We start from the raw sequence: 18,013 nt of genomic DNA on the forward strand, positions 1-18,013 counted from the left end.
CCGGGCGTTGTCCGCACGGGGGTATGCACCACGGGAGGGCGCAATGGTTTCGAACTTCAGGCAAAAAGAGATACTTGAGCTTGCACGCAAAGACGGCAGGGTCACGGTGGATGGTCTTGCGTTGCACTATGACGTGACCGTTCAAACCATCCGCCGGGATTTGTCGGACCTCGCCGAAACGGGTCAACTTGAACGGGTCCATGGCGGCGCTGTGGTGCCGTCGGGGGTGGTGAATATCATCTACGAAGAACGGCGCCGGTTGAACGATGCGGGCAAAAAAGCCATCGGCGTCAGATGCGCCCAAGCCATTCCTGCCGGGGCGTCGGTGTTCATGAATATCGGCACCACGACCGAGGCCGTGGCGCGCGAATTGCTGAATCACGAAAACCTGTTGGTGGTGACGAATAACCTGAACATCGCCAATATTTTGGCGGCAAACCACAGCTGCGAAATCATCCTCGCGGGCGGGGTCTTGCGCCGTGCGGACGGCGGGATCGTCGGTGGAATGACCGTAGATATGGTGAAGCAGTTCAAGTTTGATTACAGCGTTTTGGGATGTTCAGCCATCGATGCGGATGGCGATATTCTGGATTATGACGGTCAGGAAATCATCGTCAGCAGCACCGCGATCGAACGGTCGCGCAAGGTGATGGTGGTGGCCGATCACCTGAAATTCCAGCGTACCGCCCCGCTGGCCATCGCCACATTGGGCGATGCTGATGTGCTCTTCACTGATGGCGCACTGTCGCCCGAGCTTGAGGCCCATTGCGCGGCATGGGAGACCGAGGTGGTGATTGCATAGCCTGCAACCACGCCGCCCCAAAGCGGAGCGCGCATGAAAGATCGCGACAACACCGGTTGGATTTTTGTGCTGCCCGCTGTGCTGGTGCTGGGCCTCGTGGGGCTGATCCCCCTGATGACTGTGGTGAACTATTCATTCTTTGAGATTTTCATTCTAGATGCACGGTTTTGGGTCGGGTTTGAGTGGTACGAGGGCATCATTACCTCGGGTCACTTCTGGGCCAGCTTTGGCCGCAGCGCTCTGTTTTCAATGTTGATCCTTACCATTCAAATCCCGTTGGGTATCGCCATCGCCTTATGTATCCCGCAGCGTAAAACATGGGTCGGGATCAGCCTTGCGGTGGTGGCGCTGCCGCTATTGGTGCCATGGAATATGATCCCGTCGCTTTGGTTGGCTTTGATGAACCCGGATACCGGCATTTTGGGCCGCGTGCTTGGGGGGCTAGGCTGGCCGGTGGATTGGAAACTGTCGATCCCACACACATGGGCCGTGGTGATCGCAATGGATGTTTGGCACTGGACCAGCCTTGTCGTGATCTTGTGCTATAGCGCGCTGACAACCATTCCGCCGTCGCATTATCAGGCCGCAGCCATCGACGGGGCAGGGCCGTGGCAGGTGTTTCGCCACATCCAACTGCCGCAGCTTTATCATGTGTTGCTCATGGCCGTTCTGCTGCGGTTCATGGACAGCTTCATGATCTACACCGAGGCGTTTCCGATCAATGCAGGCGGGCCGGACGGGGCCACGATGTTTCTGGCGGTGGATCTGGGCGAAGAGATCAAGGCGTTTAACTATGGCCCCTCTGCTGCGCGTTCGGTGATCTATTTCCTGATCGTGCTGACCGTCGCCTATAGCTTTAGCAAAGCACAATCCAAACTCAGCGACAGGCAAACATCATGAGGGATAGCGCGCGCATGTGGCGGATCATCAAAGCATTGGCGCTGACCGCTTTCGTGGTGTTTGTCAGCCTGCCATTGGTACAGATGACGATGATCAGCTTTGTCGCCACGCTGGCCCATCCCGATGCGCCGCTGGGCGCGTTTACCTTGCGTAATTACAGCGCCATTCTAGACGACCCGAACCTGCGATCGGCTTTTGCTAATTCGATCGCCTATGTGCTGATCAATATTTGCGTCACGGTGCCTGTGGCGATCCCTGCGGCCTATGCGTTTTCGCGGCTTTCATTTGTCGGGGACAAGCATCTGTTTCTGGCGTTCATCGCCTTTCGGATCACACCGCCCGTGGTGCTGACACTGCCAATCTTTCAGCTGTTTTCGACACTTGGGATTGTGAACTCTGTCTTTGGCATTGCGCTGGCCCATTGCCTGTTCAACCTGCCTATTTCGATTTGGATTTTGCAGGGGTTTATATCTGCCGTGCCAAAGGAAATGGATGAAACCGCTTTTCTGGATGGTTATTCGCGCCGCCAGTTTATCTGGAAAATCCTGTTGCCCCAAATCGCGCCCGGCATCGCGGTCACGGCATTTTTTTGCTTTATGTTTTCGTGGGTCGAGGTCGTTTTCGCGCGCATTCTGACCACCACCAACGGCAAGCCGATTTCGATGGCGCTGAACGCCTTGTTCGGATTTCAAACCGACATCGGGTTGGTGATGGCTGTCACGGTTGCGTCTATGCTGCCGGGGGCTGCGCTGCTCTTTGCGATGCGCAGCCACCTTTCGCGCGGGTTCAAGATAGGGCGCGTTTAGGCGGTCAGGTGATCACATCGGGCGTGGTTCTGCCAATGATTTGGGCCATATCGCTGACCTGTTGCGCCGCGGCCCAGACATCGGCAAGGGCGGCTTGAGTGTCTTGCGTGGTGTCGCCGTCGGTGCCTGAGTATTGCTCTAGATAAAGGCGGATCGTGGCCCCTTCGGTACCTGTGCCCGACAATCGAAAGACAGCGCGGGCACCGCCCTCAAACCCGATCCGCAGCCCTTGGTTCTTGCTGATCGATCCGTCAACGGGATCAAGATAGGAAAACTCATCCGCCGTAGTCACGGTCAAGCCGGCCAAAGTTTTTCCTGCCAAATCAGGCAGTTGATCGCGCAGATGATCCATCAGGCGGTTAGCTTTGTCTGAGGCCACAGCCTCAAAATCATAGCGGGAATAGTAATCGCGCCCGTAGGTTTGCCAATGCTCTGCCAGTATCTCAGCGACGGATTGTTTGCGCACGGCCAAGATGTTCAACCACAACAACACCGCCCATAACCCGTCTTTCTCGCGCACATGGTTTGATCCGGTGCCGGCGCTTTCCTCACCGCATAGTGTTGCCTTGCCCGCGTCCAGCAGATTGCCAAAGAATTTCCACCCCGTCGGCGTTTCATATGCGGCGATGCCCAGCTTTTCCGCTACGCGATCACTGGCGGCACTGGTGGGCATCGATCGGGCGATGCCAGCCAAACCACCGCGATAGGGCGGTGCCAGATGCGCATTGGCGGCCAACACGGCAAGGCTGTCGGATGGCGTCACATAGACGCCGCGTCCCACGATCATGTTGCGGTCGCCGTCGCCGTCGGACGCGGCCCCCAGATCGGGGGCGTTGTCCGACATCATCAAGTCCATCAAGGGCTTCGCCCAGATCGGGTTTGGATCCGGGTGGCCCTTGCCAAAATCCTCAAGCGGGATGCCGTTGACCACGGTGCCGGGTGCGGCCCCCAATGTGCCCTCAAGTATCGCCTTGGCATAGGGGCCTGTGACCGCATGCATCGCGTCAAATCGCATGGTGAACCCGCTGGCAAACAAAGCGCGGATCGCGTCGAAATCGAACAGCTCTGCCATCAGCGCCTGATAGGCATCCACCGGATCGACCACGCGGATCACCATGCCCGCCTGACGGGTTTCACCGATCTGGCTTAGATCCACATCCTCAAAATCGGCGATCTTGTAGCGGCTGATAGTTTTGGTGGCGTCGAATATCCGGGCGGTCAGCTTTTCGGGGGCGGGGCCGCCGTTGCTGGCGTTGAATTTAACGCCAAAATCTTCATCAATGCCGCCGGGGTTGTGGCTGGCCGACAGAATAAACCCGCCGTCGAATGCGTTCAGCCTGATCAAATGGGACACTGCAGGGGTGGACAGGATACCGTTTTGCCCGACGATCACTTCGGTTGCGCCATTGGCAGCAGCCATTTTTAGGATGGTTTGAATGGCTTGCTTGTTAAAGAAACGCCCGTCACCACCGACGATATAACGGCCACCATCGCCGCCCCCGATCGCGTCAAATGTCGCTTGGATGAAATTCTCAAGATAATTCGGCCCCATAAAAACGCGGGTTTTCTTGCGCAGTCCTGACGTGCCGGGCATTTGTCCTTCGATTGGAGTGGTCGGGGTGATCTGGCTGGTCATCTTGTCGTCCTTGGCTTGGCAATCATCTGATGCGTACTGCGCACCACAGGGGCCTTGGGGTCAAGCCTCGCCGTGCGGTTAATCTGATCTAGCTGCACATCTCATTGCGCCGTTGTGTAAGGGGCACCAATAGACGAAATCAACCTACGATACCCCAACCTCAGATAGTTGGCGACGTCTCGGCGTAAATAGGTTACGAAGTTAATACACAGTTAATATGAAGGAGGACATCTTATGACAGATGTGACGACGCCAGGCATTCCGACCCCGGATGGCGCGGCTAATGTGATCGATACCGATTATACCATTGGCCAAGACAACGTAGAGGGCAGCGTCGGGCCGTTCGGCTTTGACATTCACAACCCCGTTTTCATGATCTCGGGGATCTGCATCGTCGCCTTTGTATTCTATACACTGGCACTGCCTGAACAGGCGGGCGCAGTGTTTAGCTGGTTGTTCTCGTCAGTGACCAAAGGGTTCGACTGGTTCTTTATCTCGGCGGGCAACATCTTTGTTCTGTTTTGCTTGCTTTTGATCGTCACACCGCTGGGCAAAGTCCGTCTGGGCGGCGCATCGGCCGTGCCTGATTACAACTATCTGGGCTGGTTTGCGATGCTGTTCGCCGCCGGCATGGGCATCGGCCTGATGTTCTATGGCGTCTCTGAACCCCTGTCACATTTCTCAAGCTCAATGGGCGGAACGGCTGTGGGTGAGGACGGGCTGCGCACCGACTGGGCCCCCTTGGGCGCGGCGGCTGGCGATCAGGCCGAGGCGATCCGTTTGGGCATGGCGGCCACCATCTACCACTGGGGTTTGCACCCTTGGGCGATCTACGCGGTGGTGGGTCTGTCTCTTGCTTTGTTTAGCTACAACAAGGGTTTGCCGCTGACCATTCGTTCGGCTTTCTACCCGCTGCTTGGTGAAAGAGTCTGGGGCTGGCCGGGACATGTCATTGATATTCTGGCAGTCTTTGCGACGCTGTTCGGCTTGGCCACATCGCTGGGCTTTGGCGCGACACAGGCAAATGCCGGCCTGAACGAGCTGTTCGGCGTTCCCGTCGGGCCTACCGCACAGGTCTTGTTGATCTCGGGCATTACTGCGGTGGCATTGGTTTCGGTGCTGCGTGGCTTGGATGGCGGCGTGAAAATCCTGTCCGAGCTGAACATGGGCCTTGCCTTTTTGCTGCTGGCCTTTGTGTTGCTGGTCGGTCCGACGTTCTTGATCCTCAAAAACTTTGGGTCATCGCTGCTGGCCTATGCGGAATACCTGCCGGGCCTTTCCAACCCCATCGGGCGCGAAGATGTGAACTTTAGCCAAGGCTGGACGTCGTTTTATTGGGCATGGTGGATCAGCTGGTCACCTTTCGTGGGCATGTTTATCGCCCGTGTCAGCCGGGGCCGGTCGGTGCGTGAATTCGTGACCTGCGTGCTGCTGATCCCCAGCCTTGTCTGCGTCCTGTGGATGAGCGTCTTTGGCGGCGTTGCCATCCAGCAAGTTGTGCAAGACGGCTATACCGCCGCCCAAGAGGCAGAGCTGCCACGCCAGCTGTTTGCGATGCTTGATGCGCTGCCTTTGGCGGGGATCACATCAATGATCGGGATTATTCTGGTCATGGTGTTCTTCGTGACATCCTCGGATTCAGGATCGCTGGTGATCGACACGATCACTGCCGGCGGCAAGATCGACGCACCGGTACCCCAACGCGTGTTCTGGTGTGTGTTCGAAGGCGCAGTGGCCATCGTGCTTTTGCTGTCGGTCGGCGGGCTGTCGTCACTTCAGTCGATGGTCATCTCGACCGGCCTGCCGTTTACGGTGGTGCTGCTGGTGATGTGCTATGCCATCTACAAAGGCCTGCGTTCAGAGCTGAAGAACATCTAAAATTCGGTAAGCTCGGTAAAAGAATAAAGCGCCCCGCTGTTGATGAACGGCGGGGCGTTTTGAGTTTGCTGGATGTGTACCACGCTCATCATCAGTGCAGGCTTGTTCTGTTGACGGTGCCCGGGCGCAGACGGCGGATGTGAAAGAGGCCTATGACTTTGATATCGTCGTCGGCGGTCGGAATGCGACGCTCTTTGAGTAGGGGTGGGTTGGTTAAGCCTAAGGCTTTCATTTAAACTGCTGTAATTTTTTGTGGTCCTACGTCCTTAAATCAGCCCCCCTTGGATGGGGAGGTTCCGATTGCTCCGAGGCGAACTCTCCATCTTGTGAACGAGTTTACACTTGTATTTACGTTTATTTCGTTTATTTCGTTTATTGCGAGTAGGGGCGTAAGACCCCACCGTCAAAAAGGAGAGATACTACGATGATGCAAGCAAAAGATGCGTTCGCAGAGCGCATGCCGGATCAGATTGAAATTGAGAATGCCGATAGCCTTCGCCGAATCCTTGCTTCGCAGGCGGACGATGATGAAGCTGTGAAGTTGAGTCTTGCACTCGGTGACAACCAGATTGAACCCGTCACGCTTGCCCCGGCGCTGGCTGCATCCTTGATGGAGTTGTTACGGTTGGTCTCGAGCGGTAAAGGGTTTCGGATGATCCCGGTCGACGCTGAGTTGACCACTCAACAGGCTGCTGATTTGTTGAATGTTTCGCGTCCACATCTCGTAAAGCTATTGGAAAGCAATGAGATGTCGTTTGTTAAGACAGGGCGGCACCGTCGCGTAAAAGCTGCAGATCTGTTTGCCTACAAAAAGAAACGCGACACCGAACGATCTGACGCGCTGTCTGAACTCGCAGTGATGGACATGGAGAACGAGCTTTTATGAGTGACTACGCAGACCGTTTCACAGCATTGCTTGATGCAAATGTATTAGCCTGTGCGATGCGTAGAAACATCATTCTGTCGCTGGCCGAGGCCGGACTTTTCCGGCCTCGGTGGAGTGCTGAAATTATGAGTGAGACAGCAGGTGCGATCGCAAAAATTACTAAAGGTAAAGCCGATTTGGTCAAGCAATGTTCCGTCATGGACCGGGCCTTTCCGGAGGCGTGTGTAACAGGATATACTGGTCTTGTAGCAAGCCTTGAACTGCCCGATTCAGATGATCGTCACGTCTTAGCGGCAGCCATTACCACATCAGCGCAAGTGATTGTGACGGAAAACCTTAAAGACTTTCCGAGCAAGGTTCTCGCTCCCTTTGACATTACGCCTATTTCTGCTGATGAGTTTATTTCGGATGCGATTGAACTTGATCAGCTCACAGCCGTAGCCGCAGTACGAAAGATGCGCGACCGGTTTAAGAACCCAGACATGGATGCTGGGGAGCTACTTCAGCGGATAAAAGATCGAAAGTTGTTTCAAACCGCAGAAACGCTGAACCAGTTCATGGAACTGCTCTAAAACTTTTATACGCAAATCTTTACTTTGATCACACACGAGATGGATTATCGGATGCGCAGCTAACGCCCACGTTCCATTCGCCATCCCATGCGGGTGTATAACAAGACCTCCCCCATCCCCCTATTGTCGTCGCTCCAATTTCCCCCTATCTACACATATGCCAGTCGCACAGCACATGGGTTTCGTAAGTGTCTGAAAAGAATAAATATAACCTCAGCCGAAATGCACGCCTCTCGGTGGCGCCCATGATGGACTGGACGGATCGCCATTGCCGCTATCTGCACCGGCTGATGTCAAAGCACACGTTGCTTTATACCGAAATGGTGACGTCGCCTGCGTTGGTGCGCGGGGGGGCGTTGCATTTGTTGGATCATAACCCGCAAGAGCATCCGGTGGCGCTTCAACTGGGCGGGTCTGATCCGGCAGAGCTGGCCGAGGCCGCGCGGTTGGGGGCGCAGGCGGGGTATGACGAGATTAACCTTAACGTCGGTTGTCCGTCCGACCGTGTGCAATCGGGCAGTTTCGGGGCCGTGTTGATGGAGCAGCCCGCCTTGGTCGCCAAATGCGTGGCGGCGATGCGCAGGGCGGTTGATGTAGAAGTGACCGTGAAATGCCGCATCGGGGTGGATGATCAGGATCCCGAAACTGTGCTGCCGGAATTTCTGGCGCATATCGTGGGGGCAGGGTGTGAACGTGTGACCATTCACGCCCGCAAGGCGTGGCTCAAGGGGTTAAGCCCCAAGGAAAACCGCGATATTCCACCTTTGGATTATGATTTGGTGCACCGGATGAAGGGGCTGTTTTCGAACCTTCATATCTCGGTCAACGGTGGGATTACATCGCTGGATCAGGCGCAGGCGTTTCTGGACGGTGGTTTGGACGGCGTGATGATCGGGCGCAGTGCCTATCACAGCCCGGCTGATATATTGTGCCAAGCGGATCGGCGGATTTACGGGCAGGGCGAGGACACCACCGCCGAAGATACTGTCGCGCAAATGCTGCCCTATGTTGATGCGCATATCGCCTCCGGTGGGCGGTTGAACCAGATTACCCGCCATATGATGGGGCTTTTTGCCGGGCGGCCCGGGGCGCGGATCTGGCGGCGGATGCTGTCCGAAAACGCATCAGGCCCGCAGGCGGACCGTCAGGTTTTGGTGGATGCGCTTGATGCAATGCAAACGCTGGCAGAGGCGCAAAAAGCGGTGTAGCACCAAGGGCAAGCATTAACGGAGCCCTGCGCCATGACGGATATGTCCCTTTTAATTCAAATGATCGTTTTGATCCTCTTTATCGGTGCCTTTGCGGGCGTGTTGGCCGGGCTATTGGGGGTGGGCGGCGGTATCGTCTTGGTGCCTGCGTTTTTCTATGCGTTTCAAACGCTTGGCTTTGACGGACCGCAATTGATGCAGATGTGTTTGGCGACGTCGCTTGCCACGATCATTGTGACGTCCCTGCGGTCGGTGCACAGCCATAATAAAAAGGGTGCTGTTGACTGGGGTATCCTGAAAACATGGGCACCGGGCATTGTGATCGGGGCGGTGATTGGCATGCTGACCGTGGCGCAGCTGCGCACATCGGTGTTGCAAGGGATCTTTGGCGGGCTGGCGCTGATCGTCGGGCTATATATGGCGTTTGGCCGGACGGAATGGCGCTTGGGGCAGGCGATGCCCACTGGTCTGGGGCGCGCAACGCTGTCGCCTTCGGTCGGGTTTCTATCGGTGCTGATGGGGATCGGCGGCGGCAGCTTTGGTGTCCCGCTGATGAGTCTGTTTAACGTGCCGATCCACCGCGCGGTGGCGACTGCCGCCGGGTTTGGTGTGCTGATTGCGGTGCCATCGGTGATCGGGTTTTTGCTGGTTGCGTCCCCTGATAACAGTCCGCCTTGGACTGTTGGTGCGGTGAACCTGCCCACCTTTGCGATTGTGATTGCAATGACGCTGATGACCGCGCCCTTGGGGGTCAAACTGGCCCATGCCATGGACCCGAAACCGCTCAAACGCGTGTTTGCGGTATTTTTGATCCTCGTAGCGCTCAACATGCTGCGCAAGTCGCTGGGGCTTTAACCGGCGGTATTTCTGCACCGCCTTTCATTAAGAACCTGCTCAGTTGCGAGCCGGTATCGCTGAATTGTTTCGCAATTGCGCGCTAATACCTCTGTGTTGCCGCAATCTCGCCTTAACTGGGGTGTTAGTTAATCAAATAGGAAGAAAAAATTTTGAGACTAACACCACGCGACAGAATCAGCGTGGCCCCGAATTGAGAGACAGTGCAATGATATCGAAAGTTGAAAACCACGACAGGAATGTGATCGCTTTCAGGCCCAAGGCTCCGGCATGTGGTCATTGGGCCGTCGCGCAACATTTTCAGAATATTCAGCACATCAGCCCTGCAAATGACAACTACGGCCCCTCTGCCTTTGAGGGTGCGCAAACCAGCGATTTACTGTTGGATTTTCTCTACGGCGTTGCCCAGTAAGCGAATTAATCCTGCTGTCTGGCCAGTTTAGCCGCCCGTCCACCGCGCCGTTTTGAATGCGCGCCCGCACGCGATGGCAATTCATCCATGATCTGACGCCGTGTTTCAGGTGTCATCCGTGACCACTCGCCTATCTCATCAATAGATCGCAGGCACCCGGTACACAACCGCGTCTCGGGGTGCACAACGCACAGCTTGACGCAGGGGCTTTCGATTTCGTCGCGTTTCCAGACCTCGTCTGTCATTGTGTGCCCCCTTGAATGCGCAACACGCGCAAACGGTCCAGTACACCTTGCAAGATATACCCTGCCGCCACGTGATCAATGACCTCGGCGCGACGTTTACGAGATGTATCCGCCTCGAGCAGGGCGCGTTCGGCAGCAACGGTGCTAAGCCGTTCATCCCAATACCCGATGGCAATATCACCCAGCCTGTCAAAATTACGCGCAAAGGCACGGGTCGATTGACAGCGTGGCCCCTCTGATCCGTCCATATTACGTGGCAACCCAAGGATCAGCCCGCCGATGCGTCGCTCCGCGATAAGCTCGCTTAGCCGTGCCGCGTCAACGCCGAATTTCTTGCGCCGCACGGTTTCAAGCGGGGTGGCAATCGACAGAAAACTGTCGCTGACCGCCACGCCGATGGTTTTTTCACCCAAGTCCAACCCGATGAGCGCTTGCATCGGGGGCAGGGCCGCGGAGAATTCTGCGATGTCCTCATAGATCATTTTATCAAATTCGCCTTTTCGCCCGCCCGGGCAATAACGTCGATCGATGCAGGATCACCCGCAAAGACATCCATCGCGTTGTCGTATATTGCCTGGGCACGGTCGGTCTGCCCTAACACACCAAGGCTCGATATCAGGCGCGCCCAATCTTCGGCGGGGCCCCCTTCGGTTGCCAAGCGCTCTGACAGTCCGTCAACCATTGCGCCAATCATCTCCATCCTCGCGGCTGGCGTCATGTCTTGCGCCGCCTCAATGTCATCCTGCGACGGACCGGGCAGGTCACTTTGGCGCAAGCCGGTGCCGATCTCTGGTATGGCATAATCGACCCCAGCCAGATCGGCGACCGGTTCGATTTGCCCCAATATGGGTTCGATCCACGGCGCATCGGCGGGGCCACGGCGCAGCAATCCATCCCAAATCCGAAAGCCTTGATCAGGCCGCCCCGTCTGGATCAGCATCAAGCCCCAGTAATAGCTGGCGGTCCCGTTCTCTGCATCCCGGGTCAACACGGCGCGCAAGACGGCCTCGGCCTCGGGCGACACGTACCCACCTGCGGCCATGATCAACAGCTCGGCGTAATTCGCGACCTCTTCGGTCGACGCATCGGCCCCTTTCAGACGCACCACGGTAGATTGCGCATCGGCGGCGGCAGCAAAATTGCCAACCCGCGCCTCGTTCTGCGCCAGCAAGGTCTGGCCCTGCACATCGTCAGGCCGTGTCGCAACGGTTTCGCGTAGCCGTGCCAGCAAGGTCTCGTATTCGGCGCTCAGCTCGGCCCCGACCGACGCTTGAGGAATACCCGCAACGGCATCGGCCTGGCTGGGGCGGGTTTCGCGCAACGTCTTGGCGAAAGCGATGCGGTCTTTCAGCGCCAAGTCGCCATAGCCCGGCGCGCCTAGGTTGGTATATAGATACAAGCTGCCCCCGATTAACGCCGCTGCGATCATGGTCATCAGCAGCTTTGACGGCGCGCGCCCGGTCTGTATCTCGGCTGTGTGGCTCTTGTCGGCGGCAAGAATGCGGCGCGAGATTTCGGTCTTGGCACGCGCTGCATCCTCGGCTGGCAGAACACCGCGCGCGACCTCGCGTTCGACCTCGGCCAATTGATCGCGGTAGACTTGCAAGTCCTGTTCGGCCCGCGACGGTGCCTGCGCTGTTGCCCCACGCCACAAGGCGCGGATCAGCAAAACGGTCACAAGGGTGGCACTAGCGGCGGCGATGATCCAAAAGTTCATGTGGGTCGGGTCCATTCATTCAGTAGGGTGCATATCTAAACGGTGTTGTCCCGTGACAAAAGGGGCCATATTGCAGCACCCTGATCTGTGATTTGTGCGATTGCGGGGTATGTCGTAAAACTGATACGGAATGCCGCGCAGAGTATCCTCTTTTCTGCCTGCTCACCCAGAAAGAACCCAAGCACACAGCCACGTGCGAATCCATCCCGGGGACCGTCCTTTATGAAGAAGTATTCCGCTTTTGCCATCGCCCGCGAAGCATTGCGCCACCACACAGGTTGGACACGGGCATGGCGCGACGCACAGCCCAAAAAACGCTATGACGCGATCATCATCGGGGCAGGCGGGCATGGGCTGGCAACAGCCTATTATCTGGGCAAAAACTTTGGCATCACCAATGTGGCGATCCTTGAAAAAGGCTGGCTTGGCGGGGGCAACACGGGCCGTAACACCACGATCATCCGCTCGAACTACCTCCAGGACCCGTCCGCCGCGATCTACGAAAAGGCCCGCAGCCTCTACGAGACGATGAGCCAGGATTTGAACTATAACGTCATGTTTTCACCCCGTGGCGTGATCATGCTGGCCCAGACCCACCACGAGGTACGCGGCTATCAACGCACGGCCCACGCCAACGCGCTGCAGGGGGTGACGACAGAATTTATCAGCCCCGCGCGGGTCAAGGAGTTGGTGCCGATCATCAATCTCGACGGCCCCCGCTATCCCGTTTTGGGCGGGTTGTGGCAGGCGCGTGGCGGTACGGCGCGCCACGATGCAGTGGCATGGGGCTATGCGCGCGCCTGTTCTGACATGGGCATGGACGTGATCCAGAAATGCGAAGTCACCGGCATCCGCTCCGAAGGCGGCAAGGTCGTGGGTGTGTCCACCAGCCGCGGTGACATCGATTGCGACAAGCTGGGCATGGTCGTCGCAGGCCATTCGGGTCATCTGGCCGATATGGCGGGCTTCCGGCTGCCCATTGAATCCGTCTCGCTTCAGGCGCTGGTGTCCGAGCCGATCAAACCCTGCATGGATGTGGTCGTCATGGCCAACACCGTTCACGGTTATATGTCACAATCCGACAAAGGCGAAATGGTCATCGGCGGCGGCACCGACGGCTATAACAACTACACCCAACGCGGGTCTTTCCACCATATCGAGGAAACCGTCCGCGCCCTGATCGAGACCTTTCCAATGGTGTCACGCCTCAAGATGCTGCGCCAATGGGGTGGCATCGTTGATGTGACGGGCGACCGCTCTCCGATCCTCAGCAAAACCCCCGTTGACGGCGTATTCATCAACTGCGGCTGGGGCACCGGCGGCTTCAAGGCAATCCCGGGGTCCGGCTGGGCCATGGCCGAACTGATGGCCAAAGGCCGCTCGCCGCTCACAGACGCCTTCGGGCTGAACCGCTTTCAAGAAGGCCGGTTCATCGACGAAAGCGTGGCTGCTGGGGTGGCGCATTGATGTTTGCGCGGGTCGCCATAAACCCAAACAAAACGCGGAACAATTCCGCCGTTCACGGTGTTGTGTCCTCATACAGAGTTTATGAAGGACGAGTACAATGGCTACACCAGAACACAACCACACCCCGCACACCACGGTTAACAAAACCAGCAATACCGGTATCGGTATCGTCATCGGCGTTCTCGCCGTGCTGGTTGTTGGCTTCGCCTTCTACTACTTCTCGGACGGCGATCCGATGGATACATCCAACGACATCAACGTTACCGTCGAAGGTTCCGGCGATGCGATGGAAAACGCGGCAGACTCCGTTGGGGACGCAGCGCAATCCGCGGCCGACTCCATCGAGGACGCTGCGGACAACGCTACCGGCAACTGAGCCTAAAACACATCATTCTTTCGCGACCAAAGCCGATCCCGCATGCGGGGTCGGCTTTTTTGCGTTTCGCGCAACCTGCCAAAGGAGCGTCCCATGCTGATCCTCACCTGTCCCAACTGCGGCATCACCGCCGAAGAAACCGAATTCCACGCCGGAGGAGAGGCGCATCTGACCCGGCATGGCCCCGGCGCATCGGATGATGACTTTGAAAAATACCTCTTCATGCGCGAAAACCCCAAGGGCGTGCATTTTGAACGGTGGCGCCATGTCTATGGCTGCGGCAAATGGTTTCACGCTGCCCGCGATACAACGACGCTGGAAATCTTTGGCACCTACACGGCCCAAACCAGCACGGTCCCTCAGGATATCATCGACAAAATCACCGACCGCCGTCCAGATTGGCAGCCCCCCGAGACCGCATAGATGCCGCTGTTTCATTTTGCCCAAAAAACTCCCGCCGGAGGCATCCGCGCTTTCCGCAAACACCAAGGTTAGACCCATGAGCACCAGAATTGCCACAGGCGGCCGCCTGCTCAACAAATCCAACGCTGTCAGTTTTTCGTTCAACGGCAAACAGTTGCGCGGTTACGAAGGCGACACGCTTGCCTCGGCGCTCTTGGCCAATGACCAGATGCTGGTGGGGCGGTCGTTCAAATATCACCGTCCACGTGGCATTGTCGCCGCTGGCCCGGAAGAACCCAACGCGCTGATGAACCTCGGCCGTGGCGGGCGGTTTGAACCCAACCAGCGCGCGACGACCACCGAATTGTTTGACGGGCTTGATGCGACCAGCCAGAACCACTGGCCAAGCCTCGAGTTCGACATGGGGGCGATCAATAAACACCTCAGCCGGTTCCTGCCCGCAGGCTTTTATTACAAGATGTTCATCCATCCACGCCCGTTCTGGAAACATGTGTATGAACCGATCATCCGTCACTCCGCCGGACTGGGCAAAGCCCCCAAAGAACAAGACGCGGACAGTTACGAACATTTCCACGCCTTTTGCGATGTGCTGATCATCGGTGGGGGCGTCGCGGGGCTTGAGGCTGCGCGCACCGCTGCGCGTGCCGGGGCCAAGGTAATATTGCTTGAGCAAACCGCCCATTGGGGCGGACGTGCGGCTGTTGATGGCGGCGCGGTCGAAGAGGCGTCGGTGACGTCCCACATCGACGGGTTGGTCAGCGAACTGTCCGCGATGGAAAACGTCCAGATGCGCACCCGCGTGATGGGGGCAGGGGTCTATGACCACGGGTATGTGCTGGGCTACGAGCACCTGACTGACCACGCACCAGGTGCCCAAGGGCCACGCCACCGTTTGTGGCGCATTCGGGCGGGGCATATTATCACCGCAACCGGCGCGATCGAGCGGCCATTGTCCTTTGCGGGCAATGACATACCGGGTGTGATGCTGGCGGCGGCTGTGCGGGATTATCTGGTGAATTTCGGTGTTTCCGTCGGGGATCGCACCGTCGTGGTCACCAACAATGACGATGCGTATCGCACGGCAATCGCGGTGACCGAGGCTGGCCTGAATGTGCCAGCGATCCTTGATGCCCGCGTGTTGCCCGAGGATTCCACCCTGATGGCCCGTGCCAAGGAACTGGGCATTCGGGTTTTGATGGGCCACGCGGTGTCATCGGTTACAGGCGGCAAACGGGTAACTGCCGTGAACGTATGCAGCCAGGCTGGCGAAGGCGCGGTGCTGGAAACCATCGACTGCGATGCGGTGGCTATGTCGGGCGGCTGGTCGCCCGTGGTGCATCTGTGGTCCCATTGCGGCGGCAAGCTGGTGTGGGATGCGCGCCTTGCCACCTTCCGCCCTGACGTGAACCACCCGCCGATTGGTGCCGATGGCCATGGCTTTGTCACAGCCGCAGGCGCTGCGGCAGGGTTCTTTAGTCTGGACGATATCTTGCATGATGCCCATGCTGCGGCGGACGGCGTCGTGACGACTTTGGGCTTCAAACTGCCCGTCGATGTGGTTTCTCCCAACGCCGAGCGCCAAGAGGAAACCCCCTTGGCCCCGGTCTGGATGATGCCCCATGGTGCCAACGTCAAGCTGCGTGAAAAGACGTGGTTGGATTACCAGAATGACGTCAAGGTTTCCGACGTGCGCCTTGCCGCGCAAGAAGGGTTCGTGAGCGTCGAACACACCAAACGCTATACCACCCTGGGCATGGCGACGGATCAGGGAAAGCTTAGCAATATCAACGGCCTTGCGACCCTTGCGGGGGCCTTGGATGCGGATATCCCTACCGTGGGCACCACAACCTTTCGCCCGCCCTATCACCCGATTTCAATGGGTGCGATTGGCGGCGAGGCGCGCGGCGATGTGTTCCAACCGCTGCGCCGCACCCCCATGCACGACTGGCACGCGGCGAATGGTGCCGAATGGGAACCTGTCGGCCATTGGCGCAGGCCCTATTCCTATAACCGCCCCGGCGAGACGACCCATGACGCGGTGATGCGCGAAGTGACCAATACACGCACTAACATGGGCCTGCTGGATGCGTCGACCCTTGGCAAGATCATCGTCAAAGGGCCGGACGCAGGCAAGTTCCTGGACATGCTTTACACCAATATGATGAGCAGCCTGAAACCGGGCAAATGCCGTTATGGTCTGATGTGTTCGGAAAACGGTTTCCTGATCGACGATGGTGTGGTCGCGCGCATCGATGATGACACCTTCCTGTGCCATACCACGACCGGCGGGGCGGACCGTATCCACCAACATATGGAGGAATGGCTGCAAACCGAATGGTGGGATTGGCAAGTCTATGTCGCCAATGTCACCGAACAATATGCGCAGATCGCCGTCGTTGGTCCCAATGCCCGCAAGTGCCTTGAAAAGCTGGGCGGGATGGATGTCAGCAAAGACGCGCTTGGCTTTATGGAGTGGGTCGATGGAGAGCTGGGCGGGTTCAAATGCCGCATCTACCGGATATCGTTCTCGGGCGAGCTGAGCTATGAAATCGCCGTTGATGCCGGCGTGGGGCAGGCGTTTTGGGATGCGCTGATGGTCGCGGGCAATGATCTGGGCGTGATGCCCTATGGCACGGAATGTCTGCACATTTTGCGCGCCGAAAAGGGTTTCATTATGATCGGTGACGAAACCGACGGCACCGTGATCCCGCAGGATCTGGGGCTGAACTGGGCGATCTCGAAAAAGAAAGAAGACTACCTTGGCAAACGCGCGCAGCAGCGCAGCCATATGGTGGACCCGACCCGCTGGAAGCTCGTGGGGCTTGAGACAACCGATGGCAGCACCTTGCCGGACGGGGCCTATGCCGTGGGCGAGGGCGTGAATGAAAACGACCAGAGCAACATGATCGGGCGCGTCACATCGACCTATCATTCGCCGACGCTGGGCAAAGGTATTGCCATGGGGCTGGTGTTGAACGGCCCTGACCGCATGGGTGAAGTGCTGGAATTCCCCGGCACCGACGGCAAAATCTACCATGCGAAAATCGTCGATCCGGTGTTTTACGATAAAGAAGGGGAGAAGCAGAATGTCTGAGCCCATCAGCGCCCTGCAAGGGGCCACCTATACGCAAGGTATCGCAGAAATCACCGCCCTTGATCCGATTGGTATGATCTCGCTCCGTGGTGATCTGACTGCGAGCTATCTGAAGAAACCCGTCAAAAAGATCACCGGCGTCGCCATGCCCGAGGTACGCGGCATCAATCTTGACGCTGGCAAAGGCGTTGCTTGGATGTCGCCGGATGAGCTGCTGTTGATCGGCCCCTATGCTGACGTCGCCACCAATCTTGAGACATTGCACAAGGCCATTGGCAGCAACCATGCGCTGGCGGTGAATGTATCCGATGCACGCGCGGTTTTCCGCGTGAGCGGCGTGCATACCCGCGAGGTTCTGGCCAAGCTTGCGCCGGTGGATACCAGCCGCGATGCCTTTGCCCCCGGCACAATCCGGCGCACGCGGCTGGCGCAGGTGCCTGCCGCATTCTGGATGATCGATGATGATACGGCAGAACTGGTCTGTTTCCGGTCGGTCGCGCAATATGTCTTTGATCTGCTGAAAACCGCAGCACAGCCCGGATCAGAGGTGAATTACCACCGCGGTTAACCTTTGTAGTCATAGCCTGCGCATAAAACCCGTTGTGATAACGGAACTTAGCGCGGTTTTGATTTGTTGAGGTACCAAGACGTCAGGCGAAGCCACCCGTATCGATGCGTCTTTGGGCGACGTTCTTTTGTGTCCTGCCCCTTGACCTTAGGCCATGAGGGGCTTCAT

18 protein-coding genes are annotated in these 18,013 nt (G+C 57.6%); 14 read left to right on the forward strand and 4 right to left on the reverse strand.

Features of this window, described 5'->3' with window-relative positions:
- Window positions 1–43: 43 nt before the first annotated feature.
- The 3 genes from BM347_RS01160 to BM347_RS01170 are packed head-to-tail and all read left to right on the forward strand — an operon-like array spanning window position 44 to window position 2,508.
- The gene (locus tag BM347_RS01160) at window positions 44–802 is read left to right on the forward strand and encodes a DeoR/GlpR family DNA-binding transcription regulator (RefSeq protein ID WP_093914594.1); all 759 of its coding nucleotides are present in this window, start codon (window positions 44–46) and stop codon (window positions 800–802) included.
- A 33-nt stretch (window positions 803–835) separates the two neighbouring features.
- Window positions 836–1,702: a carbohydrate ABC transporter permease gene (locus BM347_RS01165; protein WP_093914595.1), complete on the forward strand. Its 867-nt coding sequence runs from the start codon at window positions 836–838 to the stop codon at window positions 1,700–1,702.
- Window positions 1,699–2,508, forward strand: a complete 810-nt coding sequence (locus tag BM347_RS01170) for a carbohydrate ABC transporter permease (RefSeq protein ID WP_175498460.1) — start codon at window positions 1,699–1,701, stop codon at window positions 2,506–2,508. Before BM347_RS01165 ends, BM347_RS01170 begins: the two co-directional genes overlap by 4 nt.
- A gap of 4 nt (window positions 2,509–2,512) precedes the next feature.
- On the opposite strand, the gene BM347_RS01175 is transcribed toward BM347_RS01170, so the two are convergent.
- A complete protein-coding gene (locus BM347_RS01175; protein ID WP_093914597.1) occupies window positions 2,513–4,144 on the reverse strand; it encodes an alpha-D-glucose phosphate-specific phosphoglucomutase in 1,632 nt (543 codons plus the stop codon).
- Window positions 4,145–4,378: 234 nt separating this feature from the next.
- Between BM347_RS01175 and BM347_RS01180 the strand changes: the two genes are divergently transcribed.
- The 6 genes from BM347_RS01180 (at window position 4,379) to BM347_RS01205 (ending at window position 9,955) form a co-directional block, all read left to right on the forward strand.
- Window positions 4,379–6,022: a BCCT family transporter gene (locus BM347_RS01180; protein WP_093914598.1), complete on the forward strand. Its 1,644-nt coding sequence runs from the start codon at window positions 4,379–4,381 to the stop codon at window positions 6,020–6,022.
- A 424-nt stretch (window positions 6,023–6,446) separates the two neighbouring features.
- Entirely contained in the window at window positions 6,447–6,908 is a 462-nt protein-coding gene (locus BM347_RS01185; RefSeq protein ID WP_245764150.1) for a helix-turn-helix domain-containing protein, read from the forward strand.
- Window positions 6,905–7,480 (forward strand): PIN domain-containing protein, encoded by a 576-nt coding sequence (locus BM347_RS01190; RefSeq protein WP_093914599.1) that lies wholly within the window; start codon window positions 6,905–6,907, stop codon window positions 7,478–7,480. The genes BM347_RS01185 and BM347_RS01190 overlap by 4 nt, the downstream gene beginning before the upstream one ends.
- Window positions 7,481–7,725: 245 nt before the next feature.
- A complete protein-coding gene (gene dusA / locus BM347_RS01195; protein ID WP_245764151.1) occupies window positions 7,726–8,688 on the forward strand; it encodes a tRNA dihydrouridine(20/20a) synthase DusA in 963 nt (320 codons plus the stop codon).
- Between the two features lie 33 nt (window positions 8,689–8,721).
- Window positions 8,722–9,543 (forward strand): sulfite exporter TauE/SafE family protein, encoded by an 822-nt coding sequence (locus BM347_RS01200; protein ID WP_093914601.1) that lies wholly within the window; start codon window positions 8,722–8,724, stop codon window positions 9,541–9,543.
- A gap of 208 nt (window positions 9,544–9,751) precedes the next feature.
- Entirely contained in the window at window positions 9,752–9,955 is a 204-nt protein-coding gene (locus BM347_RS01205) for a hypothetical protein (RefSeq protein WP_093914602.1), read from the forward strand.
- Window positions 9,956–9,960: 5 nt separating this feature from the next.
- Here the strand turns inward: BM347_RS01205 and BM347_RS01210 are convergent, their stop codons facing one another.
- From BM347_RS01210 to ccmI, 3 genes are read right to left on the reverse strand one after another with little or no spacing between them, the layout of a single operon-like run.
- A complete protein-coding gene (locus BM347_RS01210; RefSeq protein WP_093914603.1) occupies window positions 9,961–10,200 on the reverse strand; it encodes a DUF1289 domain-containing protein in 240 nt (79 codons plus the stop codon).
- Window positions 10,197–10,682, reverse strand: a complete 486-nt coding sequence (gene ruvX / locus BM347_RS01215) for a Holliday junction resolvase RuvX (RefSeq protein WP_093914604.1) — start codon at window positions 10,680–10,682, stop codon at window positions 10,197–10,199. The genes BM347_RS01210 and ruvX overlap by 4 nt, the downstream gene beginning before the upstream one ends.
- Window positions 10,679–11,917, reverse strand: a complete 1,239-nt coding sequence (gene ccmI, locus BM347_RS01220; protein WP_093915360.1) for a c-type cytochrome biogenesis protein CcmI — start codon at window positions 11,915–11,917, stop codon at window positions 10,679–10,681. The genes ruvX and ccmI overlap by 4 nt, the downstream gene beginning before the upstream one ends.
- Before the next feature lie 222 nt (window positions 11,918–12,139).
- Between ccmI and BM347_RS01225 the strand changes: the two genes are divergently transcribed.
- The 5 genes from BM347_RS01225 (at window position 12,140) to BM347_RS01245 (ending at window position 17,845) form a co-directional block, all read left to right on the forward strand.
- Window positions 12,140–13,384: a sarcosine oxidase subunit beta family protein gene (locus tag BM347_RS01225; protein ID WP_093914605.1), complete on the forward strand. Its 1,245-nt coding sequence runs from the start codon at window positions 12,140–12,142 to the stop codon at window positions 13,382–13,384.
- A gap of 97 nt (window positions 13,385–13,481) precedes the next feature.
- Window positions 13,482–13,760: a hypothetical protein gene (locus BM347_RS01230; RefSeq protein WP_093914606.1), complete on the forward strand. Its 279-nt coding sequence runs from the start codon at window positions 13,482–13,484 to the stop codon at window positions 13,758–13,760.
- 93 nt (window positions 13,761–13,853) lie between these two features.
- A complete protein-coding gene (locus BM347_RS01235; protein ID WP_093915361.1) occupies window positions 13,854–14,183 on the forward strand; it encodes a sarcosine oxidase subunit delta in 330 nt (109 codons plus the stop codon).
- A gap of 76 nt (window positions 14,184–14,259) precedes the next feature.
- Window positions 14,260–17,277: a sarcosine oxidase subunit alpha family protein gene (locus BM347_RS01240; protein ID WP_093914607.1), complete on the forward strand. Its 3,018-nt coding sequence runs from the start codon at window positions 14,260–14,262 to the stop codon at window positions 17,275–17,277.
- On the forward strand, window positions 17,270–17,845 hold the full coding sequence (locus BM347_RS01245) for a sarcosine oxidase subunit gamma (RefSeq protein WP_093914608.1): 576 nt from the start codon (window positions 17,270–17,272) through the stop codon (window positions 17,843–17,845). The genes BM347_RS01240 and BM347_RS01245 overlap by 8 nt, the downstream gene beginning before the upstream one ends.
- The last annotated feature ends 168 nt before the right edge of the window (window positions 17,846–18,013 follow it).

The organism is Sulfitobacter marinus (assembly GCF_900116285.1).
Classification (GTDB): domain Bacteria; phylum Pseudomonadota; class Alphaproteobacteria; order Rhodobacterales; family Rhodobacteraceae; genus Sulfitobacter; species Sulfitobacter marinus.

Bases quoted from the DNA above. Each gene is read 5' to 3' on its own strand.
- BM347_RS01160 (WP_093914594.1), top strand. From the start codon at position 44: ATGGTTTCGAACTTCAGGCAAAAAGAGATACTTGAGCTTGCACGCAAA.
- BM347_RS01165 (WP_093914595.1), top strand. From the start codon at position 836: ATGAAAGATCGCGACAACACCGGTTGGATTTTTGTGCTGCCCGCTGTG.
- BM347_RS01170 (WP_175498460.1), top strand. From the start codon at position 1,699: ATGAGGGATAGCGCGCGCATGTGGCGGATCATCAAAGCATTGGCGCTG.
- BM347_RS01175 (WP_093914597.1), bottom strand. From the start codon at position 4,144: ATGACCAGCCAGATCACCCCGACCACTCCAATCGAAGGACAAATGCCC.
- BM347_RS01180 (WP_093914598.1), top strand. From the start codon at position 4,379: ATGACAGATGTGACGACGCCAGGCATTCCGACCCCGGATGGCGCGGCT.
- BM347_RS01185 (WP_245764150.1), top strand. From the start codon at position 6,447: ATGATGCAAGCAAAAGATGCGTTCGCAGAGCGCATGCCGGATCAGATT.
- BM347_RS01190 (WP_093914599.1), top strand. From the start codon at position 6,905: ATGAGTGACTACGCAGACCGTTTCACAGCATTGCTTGATGCAAATGTA.
- dusA (WP_245764151.1), top strand. From the start codon at position 7,726: ATGATGGACTGGACGGATCGCCATTGCCGCTATCTGCACCGGCTGATG.
- BM347_RS01200 (WP_093914601.1), top strand. From the start codon at position 8,722: ATGACGGATATGTCCCTTTTAATTCAAATGATCGTTTTGATCCTCTTT.
- BM347_RS01205 (WP_093914602.1), top strand. From the start codon at position 9,752: ATGATATCGAAAGTTGAAAACCACGACAGGAATGTGATCGCTTTCAGG.
- BM347_RS01210 (WP_093914603.1), bottom strand. From the start codon at position 10,200: ATGACAGACGAGGTCTGGAAACGCGACGAAATCGAAAGCCCCTGCGTC.
- ruvX (WP_093914604.1), bottom strand. From the start codon at position 10,682: ATGATCTATGAGGACATCGCAGAATTCTCCGCGGCCCTGCCCCCGATG.
- ccmI (WP_093915360.1), bottom strand. From the start codon at position 11,917: ATGAACTTTTGGATCATCGCCGCCGCTAGTGCCACCCTTGTGACCGTT.
- BM347_RS01225 (WP_093914605.1), top strand. From the start codon at position 12,140: ATGAAGAAGTATTCCGCTTTTGCCATCGCCCGCGAAGCATTGCGCCAC.
- BM347_RS01230 (WP_093914606.1), top strand. From the start codon at position 13,482: ATGGCTACACCAGAACACAACCACACCCCGCACACCACGGTTAACAAA.
- BM347_RS01235 (WP_093915361.1), top strand. From the start codon at position 13,854: ATGCTGATCCTCACCTGTCCCAACTGCGGCATCACCGCCGAAGAAACC.
- BM347_RS01240 (WP_093914607.1), top strand. From the start codon at position 14,260: ATGAGCACCAGAATTGCCACAGGCGGCCGCCTGCTCAACAAATCCAAC.
- BM347_RS01245 (WP_093914608.1), top strand. From the start codon at position 17,270: ATGTCTGAGCCCATCAGCGCCCTGCAAGGGGCCACCTATACGCAAGGT.